This is a genomic window from Arenibacter latericius DSM 15913 (genome assembly GCF_000424985.1).
Classification (GTDB): Bacteria; Bacteroidota; Bacteroidia; order Flavobacteriales; family Flavobacteriaceae; genus Arenibacter; species Arenibacter latericius.
This window is the reverse complement of sequence record NZ_AUKX01000037.1, coordinates 14,818-35,225: the sequence shown is the minus strand read 5'-3', so window position 1 is coordinate 35,225 and position 20,408 is coordinate 14,818. Positions and strand designations below refer to the sequence as shown.

Below are 20,408 nucleotides of genomic sequence, written 5' to 3'. Positions count from 1 at the left end.
GGAATTTAAATATTGGCGATTTCCTCCCCGATGGCAATCAAGGCAAAGAATATGGCGATGCCGATGATGATCTTTCCCAATTTATTGGCCAAATCGGTTTGCTGGTCCCGGATGTAGAGATAGGTCAAGCCCGTAATGGCAATGGCCACTCCTGCAATGATCTTTATGATATCGACAATTTCTTTGGAAAGGGTTTTTGAGTCGTTTTTGAAATCCTGTGCCTCCAGCAGGAGCTGGTCGAATTGGCCATACGAGCTCATGATTATCAGAAGGTAGACTAGTAAGAAAAGATAGATTTCAAGTTTTGGAATCCGGCGGGGATTTCCCGGCGGACTTCCTGGTGCGGATGATGGTGAGTTTTTCATGCTTTCTGTGAGTTAAGGAATTCGAATCTTCTTCCAATGACCCTTTTCTAAATGCTTCCAATAGTTCTGAAGCGTCCTCCGCTTCGTGTAATTGGTTGAGTACAGCATCTACATTAGTAGGATCATTTTCTGAATTATATACTAATTTACTATTTATATGCAAATTATCAATATTTTTTAGCTGTTTTTTTGAGGTATCGTCATTTTTTATCACGAATAACCAAATGAGATACCCATACCAGAGTAGGGAAAGCGCGATGAATATGTACCAAGTTATGCTCACTTCGTTACTATTAATGGTGTTCGATAAGTGCAATCAATTTATCGTAATTTTTATTCGTATAGTCCAATAGGACTTTACGGATAAGATCGTTTCTGGAAGTTTTGATTCCCATTTTATAAGAGATCCCGAGCGCTATTTTTTCGAACCTCATGGCGCAGTCCTTGTCAATTGCCAATAAGATGCGTTCATTTTCACCCTTGGTTGTGTCCACTTGCAGCAGTAACTCTAGCTGATTTTTAGACCTTCGGTTGTTTTTTGTGATTTTTGTTGGAGGTTGCTTCCCTTGTGGATCTGTTGCGGAATCCGTTCTACCTTCGGTAGCTGAACTTCCGGTAGGCTTGTTTTCCAATCGGTCTCGCCGGAGTTGTTTTAAGGTGCTATTGGTTTCTTGGTTTTTATCGGCTAATTGCTGGAGCAGGTCCATGGTGCTGACTTTTTTCTTTTTTCCCATTACGTTTGTGTTTTTAGATTTGATAAGTGCGCTACTTCCCTTAGGAAGCTCTTGATGCCCAAAACACCTTCTTCCTTATTTTCCGGGATGGCTTGTAGGGTATTGCGGTATTGTTCCTTATAGATTGTTTTATCCTTGACCACACTTTCCATCATGGGGATACCAGCGTTTAGAAATTGTTGCCGTAGTACGGTAAACTTGTTTTTACGTATCAACTGGTATTTGTTGAAAAATAGGTGTACGCTTTTTAAGACCCGCTGATCATTTTCCAGAAAATTGCTTTTTAAGGTAAAGTAAAAATTAGAGGTACTGTCTATTTCCAATTCATCGTGACTACAGGGAATAAAAATATGTTCAACATATAATAGGCCTTTTACCATTTCTACATTTAGGCTTCCCGGTAGATCCAAAATAATATAATCTACCAGACCATAATATTTTAAAATGGTATCCCTTAGGGTGTCCACCGTTACCCGCTCAATGGGATAGAGGTCCAATCCCTTGGCAGCCGTTTCAGCCAGGAGGCTAAGTTCGCGCTGCCTTTTCTGATAGATGGAATACTGTGGATCGTCCCCATCCAAGAGGACCACTTTCTTTCCATGGGCATAATAAAAATTGGAAGCAAGGATTAAGTTTAAGGTGGTTTTCCCTATTCCTCCTTTCTCCCCAACGATACTGATTATTCTTGTTTCCAAAATATAAGTCTTATAACAGGTCTTGCGTAGATTGAATTCCTTTAACTATGTTTTTTGGGGGAGATTATTTTCCTATAAATATAGGAACCTTGGTACACATCCGAATATGCCGATATCTGGATATCTATATATCGTGATATCTGAATATGTTGATATTTGGATATCTGTATATCGTGATATCTGAATATGTTGATATCTGGATATCTGTATATCGTGATATCTGAGTATGTTGATATCTGGATATCTGGATATCTGTATATCGTGATATCTAAATATGTTGATATCTGGATATTTGTATATCGTGATATCTAAATATAAATATTTAATTGTTTAATCCATAAGATTTTAGGTGTAAGGTTCTTTTTGTGGCGCCAGCAGTTGCTACTTATAGATCACTAGGCAATTAATGTAGGTGCTTAAAATTTCTCCTGAAATGTAATCAGAGAAAATATTCTTAAAAAGAACCTTCGCTTTTAATAGCGCATCAACTTCTAAATCCAATTTTTGTGTTTTGAAACTAACTCTTACTTATTCAAAAAACCATCTTGGGCATTTAAAGGTTAAGAGTGTAAACTAATAAAAGATGCGGGAAAAATAAACTATGCTTATTTTGAGTATCGAAAAAGTAGTCGATTTCTATTAAATAAAAGAGAAGTTTAAATACACTTTTCTTATTACGAAAAATGGGATTTAAGCAGGAACTACTAAAAAGAATAATAAATGGAACAGGAAATAGAACTTATCAGATGACATCTGAACAGTACTACAAAACGGACATTCTAGGGGGCTAGGATATTCCTCCCTTTGCAATTGAGTTGCACTCATTAATCCGTAAATTTGTAAAACTTTATGAGAACACTCGTTTCAATATCAATGTCTATTTTATTCCTTTTTCAGGGAATTAGCGTAGATATGGACATTTGTGAAACATTTGATAAAATTTCAAGTATTCTTTCCCATTATCAAGATCATAAAGTTTATGGTGACTCATTCTTTGAATATGTAGTTGAAGATTACATTGACAAGGATGCAAAAAATAAAGGGCATCATAATAACCAAGATAAGGAGAATGCACCAATTCATTCCCATAATCAATGTTGTCATTTAGTGTTAATTATTGCAAACAACAACCCGGCTTTGACCAATCGACTAAAGTTTGAAGGGAAAAATCGGTTTAACTTACATGACGTAGACTTCACTTCCCGATACCTGGAATCCCTTTTCCAACCCCCTCAAGTATAATTCAATTTTTTAAGGATAGCTATATCCTAACGTGATGTTTCTCAAAATGGGCATCGCCATATAAATACGCTGCACCTGTTCGCATCGTAAGTTTTCAATTGAATTAATACTTATTTATGATTAACAAGATCATTTCATTTTCCATTAACAATAAATTTATTATTGGGCTCTTTATAGTAGTGCTTGTCGGTACCGGTATTTGGTCTATGGCCACTATAAACTTGGGTTCTGTGCCCGATATTACCAACAATCAAGTTCAAGTGATTACAGCTGCTCCCAATTTGGGAACTGAGGACATTGAACAATTTGTAACCTTTCCCGTAGAATTGGCAATGGCCAATCTTCCTGACGTTATCGAGCTGCGTTCGATCTCTCGGTTTGGTCTGTCCGTAGTAACCATTGTCTTTAAAGATCAAGCAGGGACCTACCTTCCCCGGCAATTGGTACAAGAAAAATTAGCCGAAGTGAAGGGAGAAATTCCTGAAGGTTTTGGTACGCCATTTATGGCACCCATAACCACAGGTCTGGGCGAAATCTACCAATACACCCTAAAAGTAAAAGAAGGGTATGAAGAAAAATACGATGCAACAGATCTTCGTACCATTCAGGATTGGATCGTTAAACGGCAAATGGCATTAGTCCCTGGAGTTGTGGAAGTAAACGCTTTTGGTGGTTATGTAAAACAATATGAGGTTGCTCTAAACCCCGATAAACTTAAAAGCTTTGGACTTACTATGAGCCAGGTCTTTGAAGCATTAAGCGATAATAACGCAAACACGGGAGGGGCGTATATTGAAAAAAACCATCAGGCCAATTTTATACGTGGCGAAGGCTTGGCGCGTAGCATTTCAGATTTGGAAAATACAGTGGTCACTACACAAAATGGTAACCCTATTCTAATCCGAGATGTGGCTGAAAAGGTTGGATATGGCAGTCAAGTGCGTTATGGTGCTTTTACACAGGATGGCCACGAATCTGTGGGTGGACAAATATTAATGCTGAAAGGCGAAAGTCCGAGCACCGTTATAGACAATGTTGAAAAGCGTATAACGGAAATTCAAAAATCCTTGCCTGAAGGCGTTTATATCGATACGTTTTTAAGCCAAAGCGAGCTTATTGAGAGAACTACAAGTACCGTAAAAACAAATCTAATTGAAGGGGCGCTTATCGTCATATTCGTTTTGGTACTTCTTTTGGGAAGCTTTCGTGGTGGATTGATTGCTGCTTCGATAATTCCCTTATGCTTATTATTTGCATTTATTTTGATGAAACAATTTGGCATTTGGGCGAATTTAATGTCCTTGGGAGCAATAGATTTCGGAATTATTGTAGATGGCGCGGTGATTATCGTGGAAGGAACGGTTTTTCACATTCATCAACGGATGAAAAAATCCAATACTATCATAGGACAATCCGAGATGGATGAAATCGCCTATGACTCTTCAAGTAAAATGATGAATTCTGCCTTCTTCGGTCAACTAATTGTTCTTATTGTTTTTACACCTATTCTGTTTTTGACCGGTGTGGAAGGGAAAATGTTCCGACCAATGGCGTTTACATTTGGTTTTGCCGTTTTAGGCGCAATTATCCTTTGTCTTACCTACGTTCCAGTGATGTCGTCATTATTTTTAAAACCTGCCAAAAACCAAAATAGTTGGTTTGCTAAATTTGAAAATAAGATTGATAGAATCAGTAATAAAATTATGGGTGCTTTGAATCGAGCCTATTTGCCCATATTGAATTTTTCTCTTCGCTTTAAAGCAGGAGTCGTTATAGGCGCGGTTGTGCTATTCTTGATTGCAGGATTTCTTTTCAGTAATATGGGAGCAGAATTTATCCCAAAATTTGATGAGGGGGATATAGCCTTTCAGGCCTTGATAAAACCTGGAAGCAGTCTCACTGAATCCATTGAGGCCTCAGAAAAACTTCAGAATCTGATTAATGAATTTCCGGAAGTAAAAACGGTCGTTTCAAGAATTGGTGTGGCCGAGATCCCCACAGACCCAATGCCCATGGATATTGCCGATAGTTACATTATTCTTGAAAAGGACAAGAGTAAATGGACATCCGCAGACAGTAAAGAGGAACTCATAGAAAAGATTCAAGAAAAAATTGCCGTTGTACCTGGCGTTAATTTCGTGTTCACTCAGCCTGTAGAGCTTCGTTTTAATGAACTGCTTACCGGGATCCGTGAGGACGTGGCCATCAAATTATATGGAGAAGATTTGAATGTATTGGCAGACAAGGTACAGGAAATCGCCGCGGTCATCCGAAAAGTTCCGGGTGCAGCAGACCTTAACGTAGAGGCTACAAGCGGGCTACCACAAATGACGGTGGTGTATAACCGCGCAAAAATGGCACAATACGGTGTAACCGTAAACAAACTAAATGGTTATGTAAGTGCCGCCTTTGCAGGCGAAAAGGCAGGTGTGATCTTTGAAGGTGAAAAGCGCTTTGATGTGGTCATCCTGTTGGCTGAGGAATTTAGGCAAGACATCAATAGTCTTAAAAATCTTTATATAGACCTACCGAACGGTGCTCAATTGCCCCTAAAGGAAGTGGCGGATATCAGCTATAAATCCGGGCCGATGCAGATTTCAAGGGACAACACCTCTCGTCGTATCTCTGTGGGTGTAAATGTCCGTGGACGCGATGTGAAATCGATGGTCGAGGAAATTCAGCAAAAACTGGAAATGGAAGTTGAACTGCCACCAGGTTATTACGTTACCTATGGAGGTTCATTTGAAAACCTTCAACGTGCATCAGACCGATTGATGATAGTAGTGCCAATCGTTCTACTGACAATATTTGTTCTACTTTATTTTGCTTTGAATTCGTTTTCACAGGCCTTGATGATCTATATGGCAGTGCCTTTGGCGGCCATTGGTGGGGTTTTCGTTTTGTTGATTCGTGGAATGCCTTTCAGTATTTCGGCGGGAGTCGGGTTTATTGTTCTCTTTGGGGTTGCCGTGTTAAACGGACTAATCCTCATAAACAAACTCAATGAATTAAAAGATAGTGGAATGACCAATTTAAAGAAGCGTATTTACGAAGCTACGCACGAACGTTTACGACCAATCTTATTGACTGCCATTACAACAATCATGGGTTTTATCCCAATGGCGGTTTCCACCTCTGGTGGGGCAGAAGTACAGCGACCATTGGCAACGGTAGTCATTGGAGGAATGCTTACGGCAACATTTCTGACCTTGGTGGTTTTACCTATTCTTTATTATTGGCTGGAATCGAGAAAGGAACGAGACAATACCGATGGAGGTGTAAGCTATGTCAGCAAATCAACGAACATTGTAACCGTATTCTTGATGGTTGGCGGTTTGATGGCTTCTGGAACTGCATTTGCCCAAGACACCGATCAAGAAGGTACAATTCCAAGGACCTTGACTGTAGAGGAGGCCATTGCTATGGCAAAACAGAATTACCCATCGCTTAAAGAGAGCCAAGCTTTTATAGAACGCGAACAGGCAATGAAAGGCAGCAGCTTTGACTTTGGTAGCACCCAAGTTTTCACTGGCAAAGAAGAATATGGAAATAATCTCCCCGGAATTCAGACAACTATTGGTGTGCAACAAGGCAACATTGATTTGCTTTCCGGATTTTCAAGATCGAAGTTTTACAAAGAGCGTATTGCCTTGGGAGAAAAGTTTTATGTGGCCAGTGAACAACAGTTGGTGCGAAATGTGATGCAGGCCTATGACCAGATTAATTATTACAAAGCACGGTTGCGTTTTGCAGACCAATTGGACAGTATCTATGCCAGCTTTAAGACCGCTGCCCAACTTCGGTATGATACGGGGGAAACAGGTAAGTTGGAATTTATTTCAGCCGCTTCCGAATTTCAACAGATCCAGGTATTAAGACAACAAGCTTTTGATGATATTGAAATTGCCAAACGCGCCTTAAAACAATATTTGGGAACCGATGAATCCATTGAAACCATAAATGAACCATACAAAACATTGGATTTTATGGCGACAATGGATTCCACTTCGGTGGTCAATAACCCATTATTGCAATATGCGTTGCAAAACGCCGAGGTAAGTAAAGCAAACGTGGGTGTCGAGAAATCACAATTCCTACCAAAATTCAGTTTATCGTATGGCAATCAGGTTGTGGATGCAGTGTCAGGCTTCAACACCTATCAGGCCGGTATTAGCATTCCGCTATGGTTTTTTCCACAGAAATCAAGGGTCAAGGCAGCCAAGGCAGACGCATTGGTAGCGGAGAATCAGTATTTGGAGCAAAAGGCAACAACCGAAAGCAGGGTGGCGCAATTGCTAAAATCCCTTGAGAAAACTAGAAAGATATTGCAATATTACCAAGAAGGCGCATTGCTTTTAGCAGAGGAACAAATTACCACAGCACAATTGGCGTCAAAAGAAGGTGAAATAGACTATATCACTTACATAACGATTCTCAACAGTGCCATCCGAATCAAACAAAACCATTTACAATACATAAACCAGTTTAACCAGCAGACCATCGATATGCAATATCAATTGGGCAATCTATAATTCAAAATGAAGCAAATAATAATGAAATATATATCTATAATTAGTTTAGTTTTTGTAACCTCTTTATTGATAGGTTGTAATACTAAAGTAGGTTCAGAGTCCGGTAATAAGGAGAAAGGTTCCGCTACGGAACTGGCGAAGGCCAAAGAAGACCAGGCTAAGAAAGAAGGCGTTGTCGAAATCACAAAGCAACAGGCCGAAACCATTGGTTTGGAAATGAGAACTTTGGAGGAACGGAATTTAGGGAACAACATAAAGGTTACGGGAACGCTGGAGCTTTTTCCACAGGACAAGGCGAACATTAGTCCGTTTATTGGTGGAAATGTGAGTTCTATAAAAGTAATACCAGGCGATAACGTAAATAAAGGTCAGGTATTGGCATATATAGAACACCCGGATATCATTGCAATGCAACAGGAGTATCAGGAGAAAATAGACGAACTGGTCTTTTTGAAACAGGATTTTGAACGCAAGCAGATCCTTTATAAAAAAGGCGTGTCCTCAGGAAAGGAATTTCAGATGGCGCAGTCAAAATATCGTTCAACCTCCTCCAGTGTCAATGGTTTGGGATCCCAGTTAAAACTGTTGGGCATTAATCCCGACAAAGTGGCTGAAGGCCAAATATATTCCGCGGCTCCCATTACCGCGCCCATAAGTGGCTACGTGGATCAAGTACTAATTAGCCTTGGGGATTATGTGGCACCACAATCCAGAATGTTCTCGATAAGCGACAACTCGATGATTTATGTCAATCTGAAGGTATATGAGAAGGACATAAGGCAAATCGAAAAAGGGCAACAGATACATTTTTCAACCACTTCACGTCCAAATGAATTGTTTAAGGCATCCGTTCGCTCTATAGGACAGACCTTTAATACCGACCCAAAAGCTTTGGAAGTTCTGGCAGATATAGAAAACAAGGATAAAAACCTATTGCCGGGTATGTACGTGCAGGGGCGCATAGTGCAGGGCGAGAAAAAGGGATTTGCCGTACCGGAAGCTGCCGTTATAAAAGAAGGGGAGCATTCCTTTATTTTTATTTTGGATGAAGATAAAAAATTGGAAGCGAACAAATTGAAATTTAAAATGATACGCGTGTCGGTCGGCGTTACTGATTTAGGGTTTGTAGAGGTCCATCTTCCCGCTGAAGTTTCAAAGGATGCCAAAGTCGTGATAAACGGAGCCTATAACCTATCCTCGGAAATGGTCAAGGACGAACTGGATCACGACCATTAATCCAATAACAAACAACGATTTTGGTTCCGGGTTTGTGGATTGTCTTCATTAGTTGGTTGAAAACCAAAAAGCAGGATCGGCTCTAAATCGATTATCATTTTAAAGATGCATACTATGAAAGAAATAAAAGCATTTGTAAAACCAAACAGGATACAAAGAATTATTGAAGCGCTGACCGACAATGGGTTTAAAAGTATGACCTTATCGCAGGCCGAGGGCACAGGAGCCTTTAAGGCTAAAGGAGCCAGGCCCTCATTGGATTTTTACATTACCGATAGTCCAGTGGTAAAGCTGGAATTGGTCTGCCAGAATGGGGAAGCCCAGTGGGCAATTGAAATAATTTTAAAAAACGGAAGAACGGAAGAACCTGGGGACGGGAATATCTATATAACGGATATAGTGGATGCCTTTCAGATAAAAACAGGAGATTCTTTAAAACGCTTTGATTTATAACAAAATGTCTGATTTAGAGCAAATACTGGAGAATAATAACGTAAAGCCCACTGCAATGCGCTTGTTGGTCCTACAATATCTCCTAAACAAAAAAGTAACGGTCAGTTTGGTCAATATTGAAGCGCACTTTCATAATTCGGATAGGACAACATTGTACCGGACCTTAAAAACCTTTGTGGAAAATGGTGTCGCCCATCAAATAGATGATGGTACCGGTAGTACCAAATATGCTATTTGTGAAGAGAATTGCAATTGTGACGTGGATACTGATCTACACTTGCATTTTCATTGTGCAAATTGTAATGAAACAGTTTGCCTAACAGCGCATAAAATCCCACATATCAATTTGCCCGAAGGTTTTAAGGCAGAGAATGTGAATTTGGTGGTAAAGGGCATTTGCGATAAATGTAATGGCCAGTAAATGCACTTCCATTGCATCCTATATTTCACTTAATTGATGAAATATTGTAATTAGGATAGAGCAACCAAATTATTTACCACGTCCAAGGTATTGTATTTTGATTTATAATATAAGGAACGGGCCTAGCTACGGTAAAACTTATAATGGAATAAAAAGAGTGATATGAGCAAGAAAAAACAAAATCTTCGAGATCTTACTACCCAGGAACATCAAGGCGAACATTTAGATGTAGGTGGTCAAAACCACAGCAGCCCAGAAAGCCCAGGAAAACTTAAAACCTATCTGCCGGCAATTTTCAGTTTTGTATTTTTGATTGTGGGTATAGGATGGGATTATTTTGACGCCCAATTTTTTCAGAGTTGGATTCGGATCGTATGGTATGTTGCAGCATATCTTCCCGTAGGTCTTCCTGTGATAAGGGAAGGGTGGAACAGCATTATAAATGGCGATTTCTTTACGGAGTTTTTATTGATGTCCATTGCCACCATGGGTGCATTCGCCATTGGTGAATATCCTGAAGCTGTGGCAGTAATGCTTTTTTATGCGGTTGGCGAGCTCTTCCAAAATGCGGCGGTCAATCGTGCCAAAGGCAATATAAAAGCCTTGCTCGACGTACGGCCCAATGAAGCTCGGGTATATCGGAATAACGATTACATTTCGGTAAGTCCGGAATCCGTAGCTATCGGCGAAAAAGTACAGGTACGCGTTGGCGAAAAAATCCCTTTGGACGGTATTTTACTTTCTGAAAAAGGTTCATTCAATACAGCAGCATTAACAGGGGAAAGCAAACCCGATACGATAGTGAAGGGCGAAAAAGTATTTGCGGGAAGCATCAACCTAGATGGCGTAATTGAAATCGAGACCACCAAAGAATTTAAGGATAGTTCGATTGCCCGAATCCTCGATATGGTCCAAAATGCCACCGCACGTAAATCAAAAACCGAATTGTTTATCAGAAAATTTGCAAGGATCTATACCCCTATCGTGGTATACTTGGCAGTTGCATTGACTTTTTTGCCCTACCTCTTCGTTGATGAGTATATATTTCAGGACTGGCTATACCGGGCCTTGATCTTCTTGGTTATTTCTTGTCCCTGTGCCCTGGTAATCTCGATCCCGTTGGGCTATTTTGGCGGATTGGGGGCAGCTTCAAAGAATGGGATCCTTTTTAAAGGGGCATCCTTTTTAGATGAAATGACAAAGGTAACCACCGTAGTGATGGACAAGACCGGTACCGTGACCAAGGGTGTCTTTAAAATCAAAGATGTCGTTATAAGCAATGGGGCGTTGAGCGCCCGCCTGCCGGACGGGCAGGAAGCCGAAATGATGAAATACCTAATGGCGATGGAAGAACAATCCACCCATCCCATTGCCAGGGCCATTATGGAGTATAAAGCTGATGGCGACACTTTTCAAGCTTCCGAAGTAAGTGAAATAGCAGGAAAAGGATTGAAAGGAACAGTAAACGGTAAAACAGTTTTGGTCGGAAATAAAGCATTGATGACCTCTAACAATTTGGAAGTGCCCGTTGAGACCGACAATATTGTAGAGTCGATCGTAATGGTTTCCATTGAAGGGAAATTGGCAGGATATGTAACCATTGCGGACGAGTTGAAGGAAGATGCGCACCAGGCCATTGAACAAATTAAAGCGTCAGGAATTTCAAAAATCATAATGCTTTCAGGGGACAAGGATTCCATTACCCAACAAGTCGCCAAAGAATTGGGTATGGATTGGGCAAAAGGTGGTCTGCTTCCGGAAGATAAATTGAACGAAGTTGAAAAATTGATGTCTGCAAACAATAATAGGTTGGCCTTTATAGGGGATGGTATAAATGATGCGCCGGTATTAGCCGCAAGTGATGTAGGTGTTGCAATGGGCGGATTGGGCAGTGATGTAGCCATTGAGACAGCAGACGTTATTATTCAAACGGACCAACCCAGTAAATTTGCAAAAGCTGTTAGAATTGGCCGTTCCACACGTCGTATAGTTTGGCAAAACATTGGTCTGGCATTTGGGGTGAAAGCAGTGGTCCTGATTTTGGGTGCTGGTGGCGTTGCAACGATGTGGGAGGCAGTTTTTGCGGATGTGGGAGTGGCCTTATTGGCAATATTGAATGCTGTTAGGCTACAGAATATGAAGTGGAATTAAAGAATGTAACACAAAATCGAAGGTATAGAAGAGTAAAGAATACCAATGGAAAAACTGCTTTAAATACCAGCGCTAAAAAAGTTTAAATATTAGGTGTTGTAACCATAATAACGATCTTCATCCGTGTTCTTGCCATATTCTTTAATGAGGCTGCTTTTAGCTTTTATCACCTTTTTTTTAGCTGAATAACAATGAGTTGAAAAAAACTATTAATGCCTTCGTAAAATAAATAGTTACAGTGTAAAAGTTCATTGGTCGAAACTATATTAGTTAGCGATATCCAGCCTAGTTACTGAGCAAAATCTATCTTTATAAATAAATTATTTAAGTATTTGCTTAATTACGTAAGGATATATTTTATTTCCCGACTAAAGCCTTACTAAGAAAAGAGCGAGTTCGCGTATCGGTGCTGAGCGCCAGCCCGAAAGGGTCGTTCTGGCGGCAAGCCCTAGAATCACCGTTAAAAAGTAATAAATTGCTACATATGAAACTAGAAATATCCTGTACCCGTAAAGAGGCTGACCATAAGCAGCTTTCCAGATGTAAAGAAACCATACAAAGCTCATCCTCCAGTTTTCAGGAGATAAGCAAAATATTTGCATTGGCGGGCAGTGAGGTGCGCTTGAAAATCCTTTTTCTTTTGAATACGGAAGAGGAGCTTTGCCCTTGTGATATTGCGGATATACTTGGGATGAGCGCTCCTGCGGTTTCCCAGCATATCCGTAAGCTGAAAGATGCAGGGGTCATCCGAATGAGGCGTGATGGCCAAACCCTTTATTACTCTTTGGTCAAGGAAAATACGACCGTGTTGAATAAGGCCCTCTCAACAATTGACAGCAATCGAAAAGTAGCATAATATGGAAACTGGAAAAACTTCGAACAGGGTAGTTTACGCTGGAATATTTACGGCCATAGCCGCATCAATCTGTTGTATCACCCCAGTTCTGGCATTGATGGCAGGAACAAGCGGCATTGTATCCACCTTTTCTTGGGTGGAACCGTATCGGCCTTATCTAATCGGCCTAACAATCGTCGTATTGGTTTTTGCCTGGTATCAGAAACTTCGACCAAAAACACAGGAGGAAATCGCCTGTGCCTGTGAGGATGATGCAAAACCATCTTTTTGGCAATCCAAATCCTTCCTATTTATAATTACGGTATTTGCGGGATTGATGTTGGCATTTCCATCCTATTCCCATATTTTTTATTTCAGTTCAGACTCTAGGAATGAAATCTTATACACGGATCAGTCGAACGTTAAAGAAATAAGAGTAACCATAGAAGGAATGACCTGTGAAGGTTGCGAAGCACATATTGAAAGTGAAGTTAGCAATCTTGATGGAATACTTCATGTTAAGGCAGATTATGAATCAGCAAATACAATCGTAAAATATGATGAAACCAAGGTGAACCTTGAAGAAATAGAAACCGCCATCCTGAGCTCAGGATACAAAATAATTAAATAATGGAAATAAAGTTAGAATCCACAATCACCTGCCCTAAGTGCGGTCATCAAGCAACTGAGAAGATGCCTACCACTGCCTGCCAGTTCTTCTATGAGTGTGAAAGTTGTAAAACATTGCTAAAGCCAATAGAAGGCGATTGTTGTGTCTACTGTTCATATGGTTCGGTAGAATGTCCTCCCGTTCAGGAAGGGGCTGGTTGCTGTAATTAGCTAAGGAAACTAATCTAACGCTTCTCCCTTAAAATCTCACATTTATTTAGACTTTCTGTAGAAATTAACTTTATAAGATATGCCATCGCCCTGCGGCCATCGGACCAACCTTCCGAACCTATTCTTGTCCCTCCCCATATTTCCAATAATCGGTTAGGGGACGTTTTCGTCAGCACTCTTGCCCGAACGCCTCGGGGCCGCACCAAAGCACAAGGGTGAAAAACCCCTTGCCCTTTTTCTCCCTCGCTATGAATTCGACCTATTTTTATCGTTTTCTACTATTTTTTCAAATGAATTAAAGACCATTAAGAACCAGTGCTGGTCTATATTGGTCTTTAATTACCCTTAATTGGTTTGACGTGTAAGATACTGTAAATAAGTCTTTTAGGTTGTGTTTTGATGTGTTATATTTATATAGGATTATCCGTTTTTAACGGATAGCAAGTTATGTTTTGCGCAACGCAAAACTCCTACTTCTAACGAAGTGAAAAGCTGCCCTCGGCAGTAAAAAACAAGAAAAATAATGGGAACTGGCAACATCGGTAGGAAACGGTTGGGAGAGAGCAAGCGAAAGCATGCGATCACGCTCCGGTTCAATACCGAGGAACTGGAAAAAGTGAAGGCGCTTTTACGGTCTTATCAGGTCGATTTCCAGAAAAGAGGTACGGTGGGCCCTTTCTTAAGGAGCCTCATTCTGAACAAGGAGGTAGAGAAAACGGAAAAACGACTGGTTAGTACGCCGAAAGTTAATTATCAACTGAACAAAATAGGAAACAACCTCAATCAATTGGTAAAAGTGGCCCATTACAAGAACTTAAGGAGCCCCAATGCAAGCCTTGTGCGCGAGATGGAAAAGGCCAATGAATTGGTAGCTACCTTGAATACGATAATCAACAATACGAACCTGCCATGATTGCACGACTCCTATATCGGAACAAAGTACAGGGCGTTCTGAAATACGTTCTGGGGAAACCGGAATCTACCATCCTCGGCTTCCACAATACCTATTCCGATACGGATACCAATCTTAAGGTCTTCGAACAGGTACTCGTCTTTCTGGGCTTCCGCCATGCCTCCGAAAAGCGCTACGTACATGTTACATTGAATCTTCCTCGTGGCGAACATCTGGACGATACTAAATTCTTGGCCCTTTCCAAAGCCTATATGGAATACATGGGCTATGGGGAGCAGCCCTATATGGTGGTACGACATCACGATACCGAGCACGAGCACGTTCACATTGTCTCCAGTACCATCAGGGAAAATTGTACCCAGATCAACCTTTCCTTCGACTATAGAAGGAGCATGGCCGCCCAGAAATACCTGGAGAAAGAGTTTGGGCTTTCCCGCTCGCCAAATAAAAGGACGGTCCGAGAGCTTCCCAAACAGCAAACGCCCCAGTTAAACCCCCAGGATGGAAACGGGGTCCGATTCTATATGCAGGATATACTGAACAATACCCTGCAAAAACATAAGGTTCGGAGTTTTGAACAGCTTGCCAAACTACTTGAAAAGTACCATATCCAACTGAAGGTAGTGGAGCGTTCCGGTAGGGTAGGGGTGACTTATGGCATTGCGACCAAGGAAGGGTACCGATCCCGTTTTATTGGGGGCTATACCGTACACCCCCAATTCTCCGGTCCCAAACTCCAACAGCTCTTCGAGCGCAATAAGGAATCGGCCCTATTGCCCATGGTGAAAAAACGCTTGGAAAAGCAAGTGCGCACCACCTATAAGCTATTCAGGACCCTTCGCCCCGAGCATCTCCCGGACATCCTAGGCGCCCATCAAAATCTGGATTGTAGGCTAAGCTACAACGACCAGGGACAGGTGGAGGATTTCACCATCCATGATAAATCGGGCTATGTGCTGCGCAGCGAAGAGATCGCTAGTGACCTTGGTATCCATGAGAACCCCGAATTGTTCCAAACCGAACACACCCAAATGTATATGGATAGCAGGCAATTGGCATTGGAGTTCCAACGCTGTTTAAGGGAAGCCTTCCAAAAGACCTATAGGGAGTTAAGGTACAAGCCACTGTTCTCAGAGCATATCCTGAAAACGCCTTTAGATGTTTTGGTTAGGGAAATGATGAAATCAGAGCGTTTTCTCTTCCTTAAGAAATACCTACATACCGATAATCAGAACTTATGGAAGGTGATCGCCTCCCACTACTATCCTTTTAGTGAGAAGCTATATACTTCCGCCATTAATAAGGAAAAGCAGGAATTGCAAAAGAAGGCCGACCTTATCCAACGGGCCAGGAACCAGCTGTTCACCTATACCCTGGACCAAAGGGAGGTCCTTGGTGCGCTTGTACAAAGTCTGGGCGTACGTTACAATGAGGGAACACTGACCTATGCGAACTCCAAGCTCCACCAAGTACCGGTGGATCTGGGCGGAGAGCTATTACAGACGAGTGCAAACCCCTATTCCCTTCCTGGTTTTGCAGATGAAAATGAAAAGTTGTTGGAAGGGCTGCTGCACGGCAAATCTGCCAAAGAAATAAAACCGGGTCCCACCGCCCTATTTTTGCCCATGGTATTCCCGAAACTCTATAACGCTATGGCCCCAACCTTTAGGGAGCGGTTCGATACCTTGGCCCTACAGGCCTACCATTGCTATGCCGAAAGGATGCAGGCGCCCTTTGAGAAATCGCCCAAGGACTATATCGCCTTTTTCAATGCCAGGGGCTTCTATTTTGAACAGCAGGGAGGAAAACTCTGGGTAGGCTCCTTGTATTCCAAACATTCGGTAGCGATCGCCCTTTCAACGAAAATGCAGGACTATTTGCAATCGTCCCCTGAGCTTTCTAGTGCCATGGCCACGCAGTCGATCATCCTGAACAATATAATAGCCAAAGGACAGGACAATTTAAAAAGCCTTTGGATGGGGCACTTAATGGAACGCGGACTTTATAAACAGGCTGCGTATAGTTACGTGTTGGAAGGTGTATTACCCAATTTGCCGCCCGAACTAGTGGAGCACCATATGGCAAACGGATTCAAGGAGGCCCTGGTGGCCGTCACCACGGAGCGGGACCGAAGAGCACAGGCCAGGATGCTCCAGACAGGTTATAACGCCCTGGAAACGCTCATGGGCCCTACCACTTCCCAAGAGGAGGAAGCCTATAACGGGTTTAAGGATGAGCTTACGGATTATTCTAAGTACAAGGGGAATTGGCTTGGGATGTAGGTATTTTAGGGATCGAATTAGAAATGTGATTTTGTTTTTTTGAATTGCAGTATATATGGTGGCAGTAATATCCATAAATGATAATATACAATAGACAGGGTGCCATAAGGAAACAAATATCTAGCAGACGAAATCCGTAAATGTTAGGTTATGTTCCATTCTACATTTTTAAGCCGATTGGCAACTCGGTTCAGGGTTTCAATTAATTTTGTTTCTGCTGGAAAATCACCTGTTACTAGGTCTTTGAAATCATTGTTGTATGCAGTGCTCAGTTGTTCCCATGTTTTTTCTGGTTGGTCAAATATGATTGCAGTGGAAGGATGTTCAGGGATCCAGTCATTATTGTTCTTGTAGCCGATTATGTCATCCTTCCCCACTTTGATCAGCATCTCACCAAAATCATTATCGCTAAAGAATTTCCGTACTTCTTCATCTTTCAGCATTTGATGAATGTCATACACATGACGGATTTTATTTCTCAGGTCGGTTATTGGGTCTTGTGTTCTGGAAAACCTTACCAAACTCATGATCTTTTCACAAAAAGTTCTCAGATTGCTTAATACCTGAACGGGGAAAGGTGCCATGCTGTATTGTTCGATAAGTGCATCTTGTCCTTTGGACTTCATCATTTCATATACGTAGGAACTGACCTGGATTTTAGAATAGGGTTCAAAATTCCCTAACCAGGTGGCTTCAACTACCACGTGCTCCCTTACTGGACCAAAATCTCCCTCGAATAACTTGTCGTACTGATGAGCCGTTTTCCGGATGTTTCCCTTTTTATTGGTTAACCCTTCAACGTTTACTTCCGGAATTACCTTTCCCACTACCTTACTAATTGCTCGGATCTTCTTCTTTAATTGGGTGTCATTTTCACCTTTATTTTGGAGTACGACCATGTCAATATCCTCGGAGAATCGTTCTATCAGTTTGTGGCATTTTGAAAGTGCGGTACCCCCCTTGAAAACTGATTGATCGGCTATATCTGAATGAAATATTTCATATAATGCAACGGTTACCCAATAATCCTTTTCCACATAAATATCTCTCATATCCAGATATTCTGCGGTGGCGAGGATTGCATCCTGTAATAGTTCTTTGTTGCGGTGTAAATTCATATCAGTTAATCTTCCATTCTGGTGCAGTTGGCAATAATTCTTTTTTAATTCCGAGTTTATAGCTGGTCAGTGGGTTCAGGTTTGCTCTCAGACTCTCAAGTTCGTTATCCTTCTTTAATAGTTCCAATATAGCACCTAGAAAAGCTGTTGCTCGTGGCGGGTATTTCAAGGCATAGCGGATTATTTTTGAAAGGTCATTTTTAGATAGTTTGCTGATCTTGTTTTTAAGTAGCGTTATGGCTGATTTTTTGTCCAGATCAGGAATGGTCCTGAAGTCTTTCAGTGCATCCAAGATTTCTAGTAAGTAATAGTTATCATTGCTTACGTCCACATAACTTTTAACAGGTTTAACTTGTGTTTTCCCAATCTTGGTGGTGACCCGTTTTACTTTGCTTGCCACCTTGATGGTTTTAGGAACCTGTGTGGTTAATCCCATGCGATTGTACAATGATCCTCCGGTAATGTATGCAATTTGTTTCCCATCCTCAAAGAGGTAGGGTTTTAGTAATTCTTCTTCACGTGGCCTAAGTTCACCAAACACAGATTGTTTGGGTTTATAGAATACTCCTGTAGTTGCCCTTTTGATAAGCCCTTTCCTGATCAATCGCTCAATAGCCTTGGTGGCAGCACTATATTCAGACCTGTCAATACCCAACTGCTGATACTTGAAGGTAGTTCCTTCCTTCATCTTGCTGATCTTACGCTCTATTTTCTCTGTTACATTCATTGATAAGTACTGTTTATCGAATGCAAATATAAGAAAGTGTAGGTTGTTGTCAAGTATATTGCGCAATATACTTGACAACTTTTTCTAAAAAGGAATATGCGAAGAGTTATAAATGTTTGCCTAAGCCCGAGATATAGGCGGTGAGAGAGAAAGAAAGCAATGTCCATTCCTGCTCCGCCAAGTCAAAGCTGTTTGCTGGTGCTTATTTGTTTAAGTTTCAAATGCAAAATTAAACTGATTTGGCGGCATCATACAACTAGACAAAACTTTAATACTATAGCTTAGCTACAGCCTTTCCCCACAGTATTTTATAACCACTTTTCATGAAATTTCTCACACGTTTGAGTGAGAAGTCAGTTTTCCATTATCAGCATTTAGAATCCCTTTTTTAATAGAAATCTTTTCGCTAGAGGTAAATTCATTCCACAGATTTTTAATGATTTAAGTTTTTAAATCTTCTAATAAATCTATTTTGTTGGTGAAATGAGATAAATCTAAATCTCCTTCTCTACGACTTTGTTGTATACCTTTAATGATGTTCATTGTCTCATTATACGCTTCTTTATTGATGATTGAGCTTATTAGTGGTTTGTTTTTTCCAGTTTCCCCAACCCTTTCATATAAAACCTTTTGATTATACCCATCTTGAATATAATTATTATACGCGTTAACTAGGGATAATTCTAACCGCATTAATTGTCTTTCAGTATCATCATTGATTTTAATCTTGATTAGGGCTAAAAAGCTTTCTTGAACTTCAGAAATACTTAAATTTTTACCTTTCATTTGTTCATAAAAATCATTATTTATGATTTTTATGAATGTAAGTAAAAGAAAAATATTTGGGGTAACATACATATTTGATGTGAAACTCCTTAAAGCTAATCTCGAATGAGCAAATATTTTTTCTTGTTGTCTTAAAGGAATTTGGGAATTTGTGAATAATAATTTACAAGTTTCAAGAAAAAAGGATTTGTCTGATGTTAGTTCATAAATATTTAGTCTTTCTGGTGACTGGAAAAATTTATCGAATTGGAAATAATCATATAAGTATCTGTAAAATATATCTGCTTCTGGCTCTGGGATAGAATATTCTAAATCAATAAATTTTCTTAAATACTCTTCAGCATCCAAGTTATCACTTCCATATACTCCTTTAATTGCATTTCCAAGTTGCTCTTTATCAATAGATAAAATGAAAACAATGTTTGGAACAGAAAAGAAGTGTTTAATTTGTTCCAATAGAGAAACAGCATAATTTGGTCGGCATCTGTCTAATTCATCAATAATAAAGATTAAAGGTTTTCCTTCGTTCGTATTTACTATGAATTCGGATAAGCCTTGACGAAAATCTGAAATACTTTTTTTCTTATTATCATATTCGTGAACTTCATTCTCAAAAGTCTCTGACAATCCTTTAGTTACTCCAGCGATGGCCTCTTTAATTCCTTCGGTTTCAATATATCTATCAGCTATTGCTTTTACTACTATTGGTACAATGTGCTTCGTTAAAGTCGATGCCTTCTTTAATGTGTTTTTGAATTCTGGTTCAGTATCTTCTGTTGTAAGGGTTTTTAATTCGCCCATTAAAGCTATGAGAGGATTATTTTCAAAATCATTTTCCCAAGCGTTAAAGTATAAGGTTCGAAAGCCACTATTTTTCAAATCTTGCTCCCACATTCTTACAAATGTTGTTTTTCCTGTGCCCCATTTATTATTTAGGGCGAGTACAAATCCGTAAGGATATGATTTGATTATATTGGTTAAAACTACGGAATATTTTTGCCTATTCAATTTACAATTAGCAAAAGGATTTTCTTGTTGAATTTCAATTTCGTTATGTTTAATATTCATTTAGTCGTGT

General features: G+C 40.3%; 18 protein-coding genes. 11 read left to right on the top strand and 7 right to left on the bottom strand.

Annotation, left to right across the window (positions count from 1 at the left end; all coding sequences use genetic code 11):
- Positions 1-5 precede the first annotated feature (5 nt).
- Genes H344_RS0111935 through H344_RS0111920 form a run of 4 tightly spaced genes read right to left on the bottom strand, consistent with a single transcriptional unit; the run spans position 6 to position 1,794 of the window.
- Positions 6-365, bottom strand: a complete 360-nt coding sequence (locus tag H344_RS0111935) for a TrbC/VirB2 family protein (RefSeq protein WP_157378254.1) — start codon at positions 363-365, stop codon at positions 6-8.
- A complete protein-coding gene (locus tag H344_RS0111930) occupies positions 298-648 on the bottom strand; it encodes a hypothetical protein (protein WP_157378252.1) in 351 nt (116 codons plus the stop codon). Before H344_RS0111930 ends, H344_RS0111935 begins: the two co-directional genes overlap by 68 nt.
- Positions 649-658: 10 nt before the next feature.
- Positions 659-1,099: a hypothetical protein gene (locus H344_RS0111925; RefSeq protein WP_026810537.1), complete on the bottom strand. Its 441-nt coding sequence runs from the start codon at positions 1,097-1,099 to the stop codon at positions 659-661.
- Positions 1,099-1,794: a ParA family protein gene (locus tag H344_RS0111920; protein ID WP_026810536.1), complete on the bottom strand. Its 696-nt coding sequence runs from the start codon at positions 1,792-1,794 to the stop codon at positions 1,099-1,101. Before H344_RS0111920 ends, H344_RS0111925 begins: the two co-directional genes overlap by 1 nt.
- 849 nt (positions 1,795-2,643) lie before the next feature.
- Here H344_RS0111920 and H344_RS0111910 point away from each other — a divergent pair.
- The 11 genes from H344_RS0111910 to H344_RS0111860 all read left to right on the top strand — a co-directional run bounded on the left by H344_RS0111910 (position 2,644) and on the right by H344_RS0111860 (position 16,699).
- On the top strand, positions 2,644-3,036 hold the full coding sequence (locus H344_RS0111910) for a hypothetical protein (protein ID WP_240484978.1): 393 nt from the start codon (positions 2,644-2,646) through the stop codon (positions 3,034-3,036).
- Between the two features lie 116 nt (positions 3,037-3,152).
- A complete protein-coding gene (locus H344_RS0111905) occupies positions 3,153-7,568 on the top strand; it encodes a CusA/CzcA family heavy metal efflux RND transporter (protein WP_026810534.1) in 4,416 nt (1,471 codons plus the stop codon).
- A 21-nt stretch (positions 7,569-7,589) separates the two neighbouring features.
- Positions 7,590-8,804, top strand: a complete 1,215-nt coding sequence (locus tag H344_RS0111900; protein ID WP_026810533.1) for an efflux RND transporter periplasmic adaptor subunit — start codon at positions 7,590-7,592, stop codon at positions 8,802-8,804.
- 114 nt (positions 8,805-8,918) lie between these two features.
- On the top strand, positions 8,919-9,257 hold the full coding sequence (locus H344_RS0111895) for a P-II family nitrogen regulator (RefSeq protein ID WP_026810532.1): 339 nt from the start codon (positions 8,919-8,921) through the stop codon (positions 9,255-9,257).
- 4 nt (positions 9,258-9,261) lie between these two features.
- On the top strand, positions 9,262-9,678 hold the full coding sequence (locus H344_RS0111890) for a Fur family transcriptional regulator (protein WP_026810531.1): 417 nt from the start codon (positions 9,262-9,264) through the stop codon (positions 9,676-9,678).
- Between the two features lie 162 nt (positions 9,679-9,840).
- A complete protein-coding gene (locus tag H344_RS0111885; RefSeq protein ID WP_026810530.1) occupies positions 9,841-11,829 on the top strand; it encodes a heavy metal translocating P-type ATPase in 1,989 nt (662 codons plus the stop codon).
- 484 nt (positions 11,830-12,313) lie between these two features.
- Positions 12,314-12,685: an ArsR/SmtB family transcription factor gene (locus tag H344_RS0111880; protein WP_026810529.1), complete on the top strand. Its 372-nt coding sequence runs from the start codon at positions 12,314-12,316 to the stop codon at positions 12,683-12,685.
- Between the two features lies 1 nt (position 12,686).
- On the top strand, positions 12,687-13,295 hold the full coding sequence (merTP, locus tag H344_RS0111875; protein ID WP_026810528.1) for a mercuric transport protein MerTP: 609 nt from the start codon (positions 12,687-12,689) through the stop codon (positions 13,293-13,295).
- Entirely contained in the window at positions 13,295-13,504 is a 210-nt protein-coding gene (locus H344_RS22125; protein ID WP_084148793.1) for a GDCCVxC domain-containing (seleno)protein, read from the top strand. The genes merTP and H344_RS22125 overlap by 1 nt, the downstream gene beginning before the upstream one ends.
- Before the next feature lie 523 nt (positions 13,505-14,027).
- Positions 14,028-14,417: a plasmid mobilization protein gene (locus H344_RS0111870; protein ID WP_026810527.1), complete on the top strand. Its 390-nt coding sequence runs from the start codon at positions 14,028-14,030 to the stop codon at positions 14,415-14,417.
- A complete protein-coding gene (locus H344_RS0111860) occupies positions 14,414-16,699 on the top strand; it encodes a relaxase/mobilization nuclease domain-containing protein (RefSeq protein ID WP_084148792.1) in 2,286 nt (761 codons plus the stop codon). The genes H344_RS0111870 and H344_RS0111860 overlap by 4 nt, the downstream gene beginning before the upstream one ends.
- A gap of 143 nt (positions 16,700-16,842) precedes the next feature.
- Here H344_RS0111860 and H344_RS0111855 read toward each other — a convergent pair whose 3' ends face one another.
- The 3 genes from H344_RS0111855 to H344_RS0111845 all read right to left on the bottom strand — a co-directional run bounded on the left by H344_RS0111855 (position 16,843) and on the right by H344_RS0111845 (position 20,398).
- On the bottom strand, positions 16,843-17,817 hold the full coding sequence (locus H344_RS0111855) for a nucleotidyl transferase AbiEii/AbiGii toxin family protein (RefSeq protein WP_026810524.1): 975 nt from the start codon (positions 17,815-17,817) through the stop codon (positions 16,843-16,845).
- Between the two features lies 1 nt (position 17,818).
- Positions 17,819-18,544, bottom strand: a complete 726-nt coding sequence (locus H344_RS0111850) for a DUF6088 family protein (RefSeq protein WP_026810523.1) — start codon at positions 18,542-18,544, stop codon at positions 17,819-17,821.
- Between the two features lie 441 nt (positions 18,545-18,985).
- Positions 18,986-20,398, bottom strand: coding sequence for a KAP family P-loop NTPase fold protein (locus H344_RS0111845; RefSeq protein ID WP_026810522.1), 1,413 nt, complete (start codon positions 20,396-20,398; stop codon positions 18,986-18,988).
- Positions 20,399-20,408 lie beyond the last annotated feature (10 nt).

Excerpts from the sequence above, each read along its gene's own strand:
- H344_RS0111870 (WP_026810527.1), top strand. The coding sequence starts at position 14,028 with ATGGGAACTGGCAACATCGGTAGGAAACGGTTGGGAGAGAGCAAGCGA.
- H344_RS0111855 (WP_026810524.1), bottom strand. The coding sequence starts at position 17,817 with ATGAATTTACACCGCAACAAAGAACTATTACAGGATGCAATCCTCGCC.
- H344_RS0111885 (WP_026810530.1), top strand. The coding sequence starts at position 9,841 with ATGAGCAAGAAAAAACAAAATCTTCGAGATCTTACTACCCAGGAACAT.
- H344_RS22125 (WP_084148793.1), top strand. The coding sequence starts at position 13,295 with ATGGAAATAAAGTTAGAATCCACAATCACCTGCCCTAAGTGCGGTCAT.
- H344_RS0111895 (WP_026810532.1), top strand. The coding sequence starts at position 8,919 with ATGAAAGAAATAAAAGCATTTGTAAAACCAAACAGGATACAAAGAATT.
- H344_RS0111910 (WP_240484978.1), top strand. The coding sequence starts at position 2,644 with ATGAGAACACTCGTTTCAATATCAATGTCTATTTTATTCCTTTTTCAG.
- H344_RS0111845 (WP_026810522.1), bottom strand. The coding sequence starts at position 20,398 with ATGAATATTAAACATAACGAAATTGAAATTCAACAAGAAAATCCTTTT.
- H344_RS0111925 (WP_026810537.1), bottom strand. The coding sequence starts at position 1,099 with ATGGGAAAAAAGAAAAAAGTCAGCACCATGGACCTGCTCCAGCAATTA.
- H344_RS0111850 (WP_026810523.1), bottom strand. The coding sequence starts at position 18,544 with ATGAATGTAACAGAGAAAATAGAGCGTAAGATCAGCAAGATGAAGGAA.
- H344_RS0111890 (WP_026810531.1), top strand. The coding sequence starts at position 9,262 with ATGTCTGATTTAGAGCAAATACTGGAGAATAATAACGTAAAGCCCACT.
- H344_RS0111935 (WP_157378254.1), bottom strand. The coding sequence starts at position 365 with ATGAAAAACTCACCATCATCCGCACCAGGAAGTCCGCCGGGAAATCCC.
- H344_RS0111860 (WP_084148792.1), top strand. The coding sequence starts at position 14,414 with ATGATTGCACGACTCCTATATCGGAACAAAGTACAGGGCGTTCTGAAA.
- H344_RS0111900 (WP_026810533.1), top strand. The coding sequence starts at position 7,590 with ATGAAATATATATCTATAATTAGTTTAGTTTTTGTAACCTCTTTATTG.
- H344_RS0111880 (WP_026810529.1), top strand. The coding sequence starts at position 12,314 with ATGAAACTAGAAATATCCTGTACCCGTAAAGAGGCTGACCATAAGCAG.
- H344_RS0111905 (WP_026810534.1), top strand. The coding sequence starts at position 3,153 with ATGATTAACAAGATCATTTCATTTTCCATTAACAATAAATTTATTATT.
- merTP (WP_026810528.1), top strand. The coding sequence starts at position 12,687 with ATGGAAACTGGAAAAACTTCGAACAGGGTAGTTTACGCTGGAATATTT.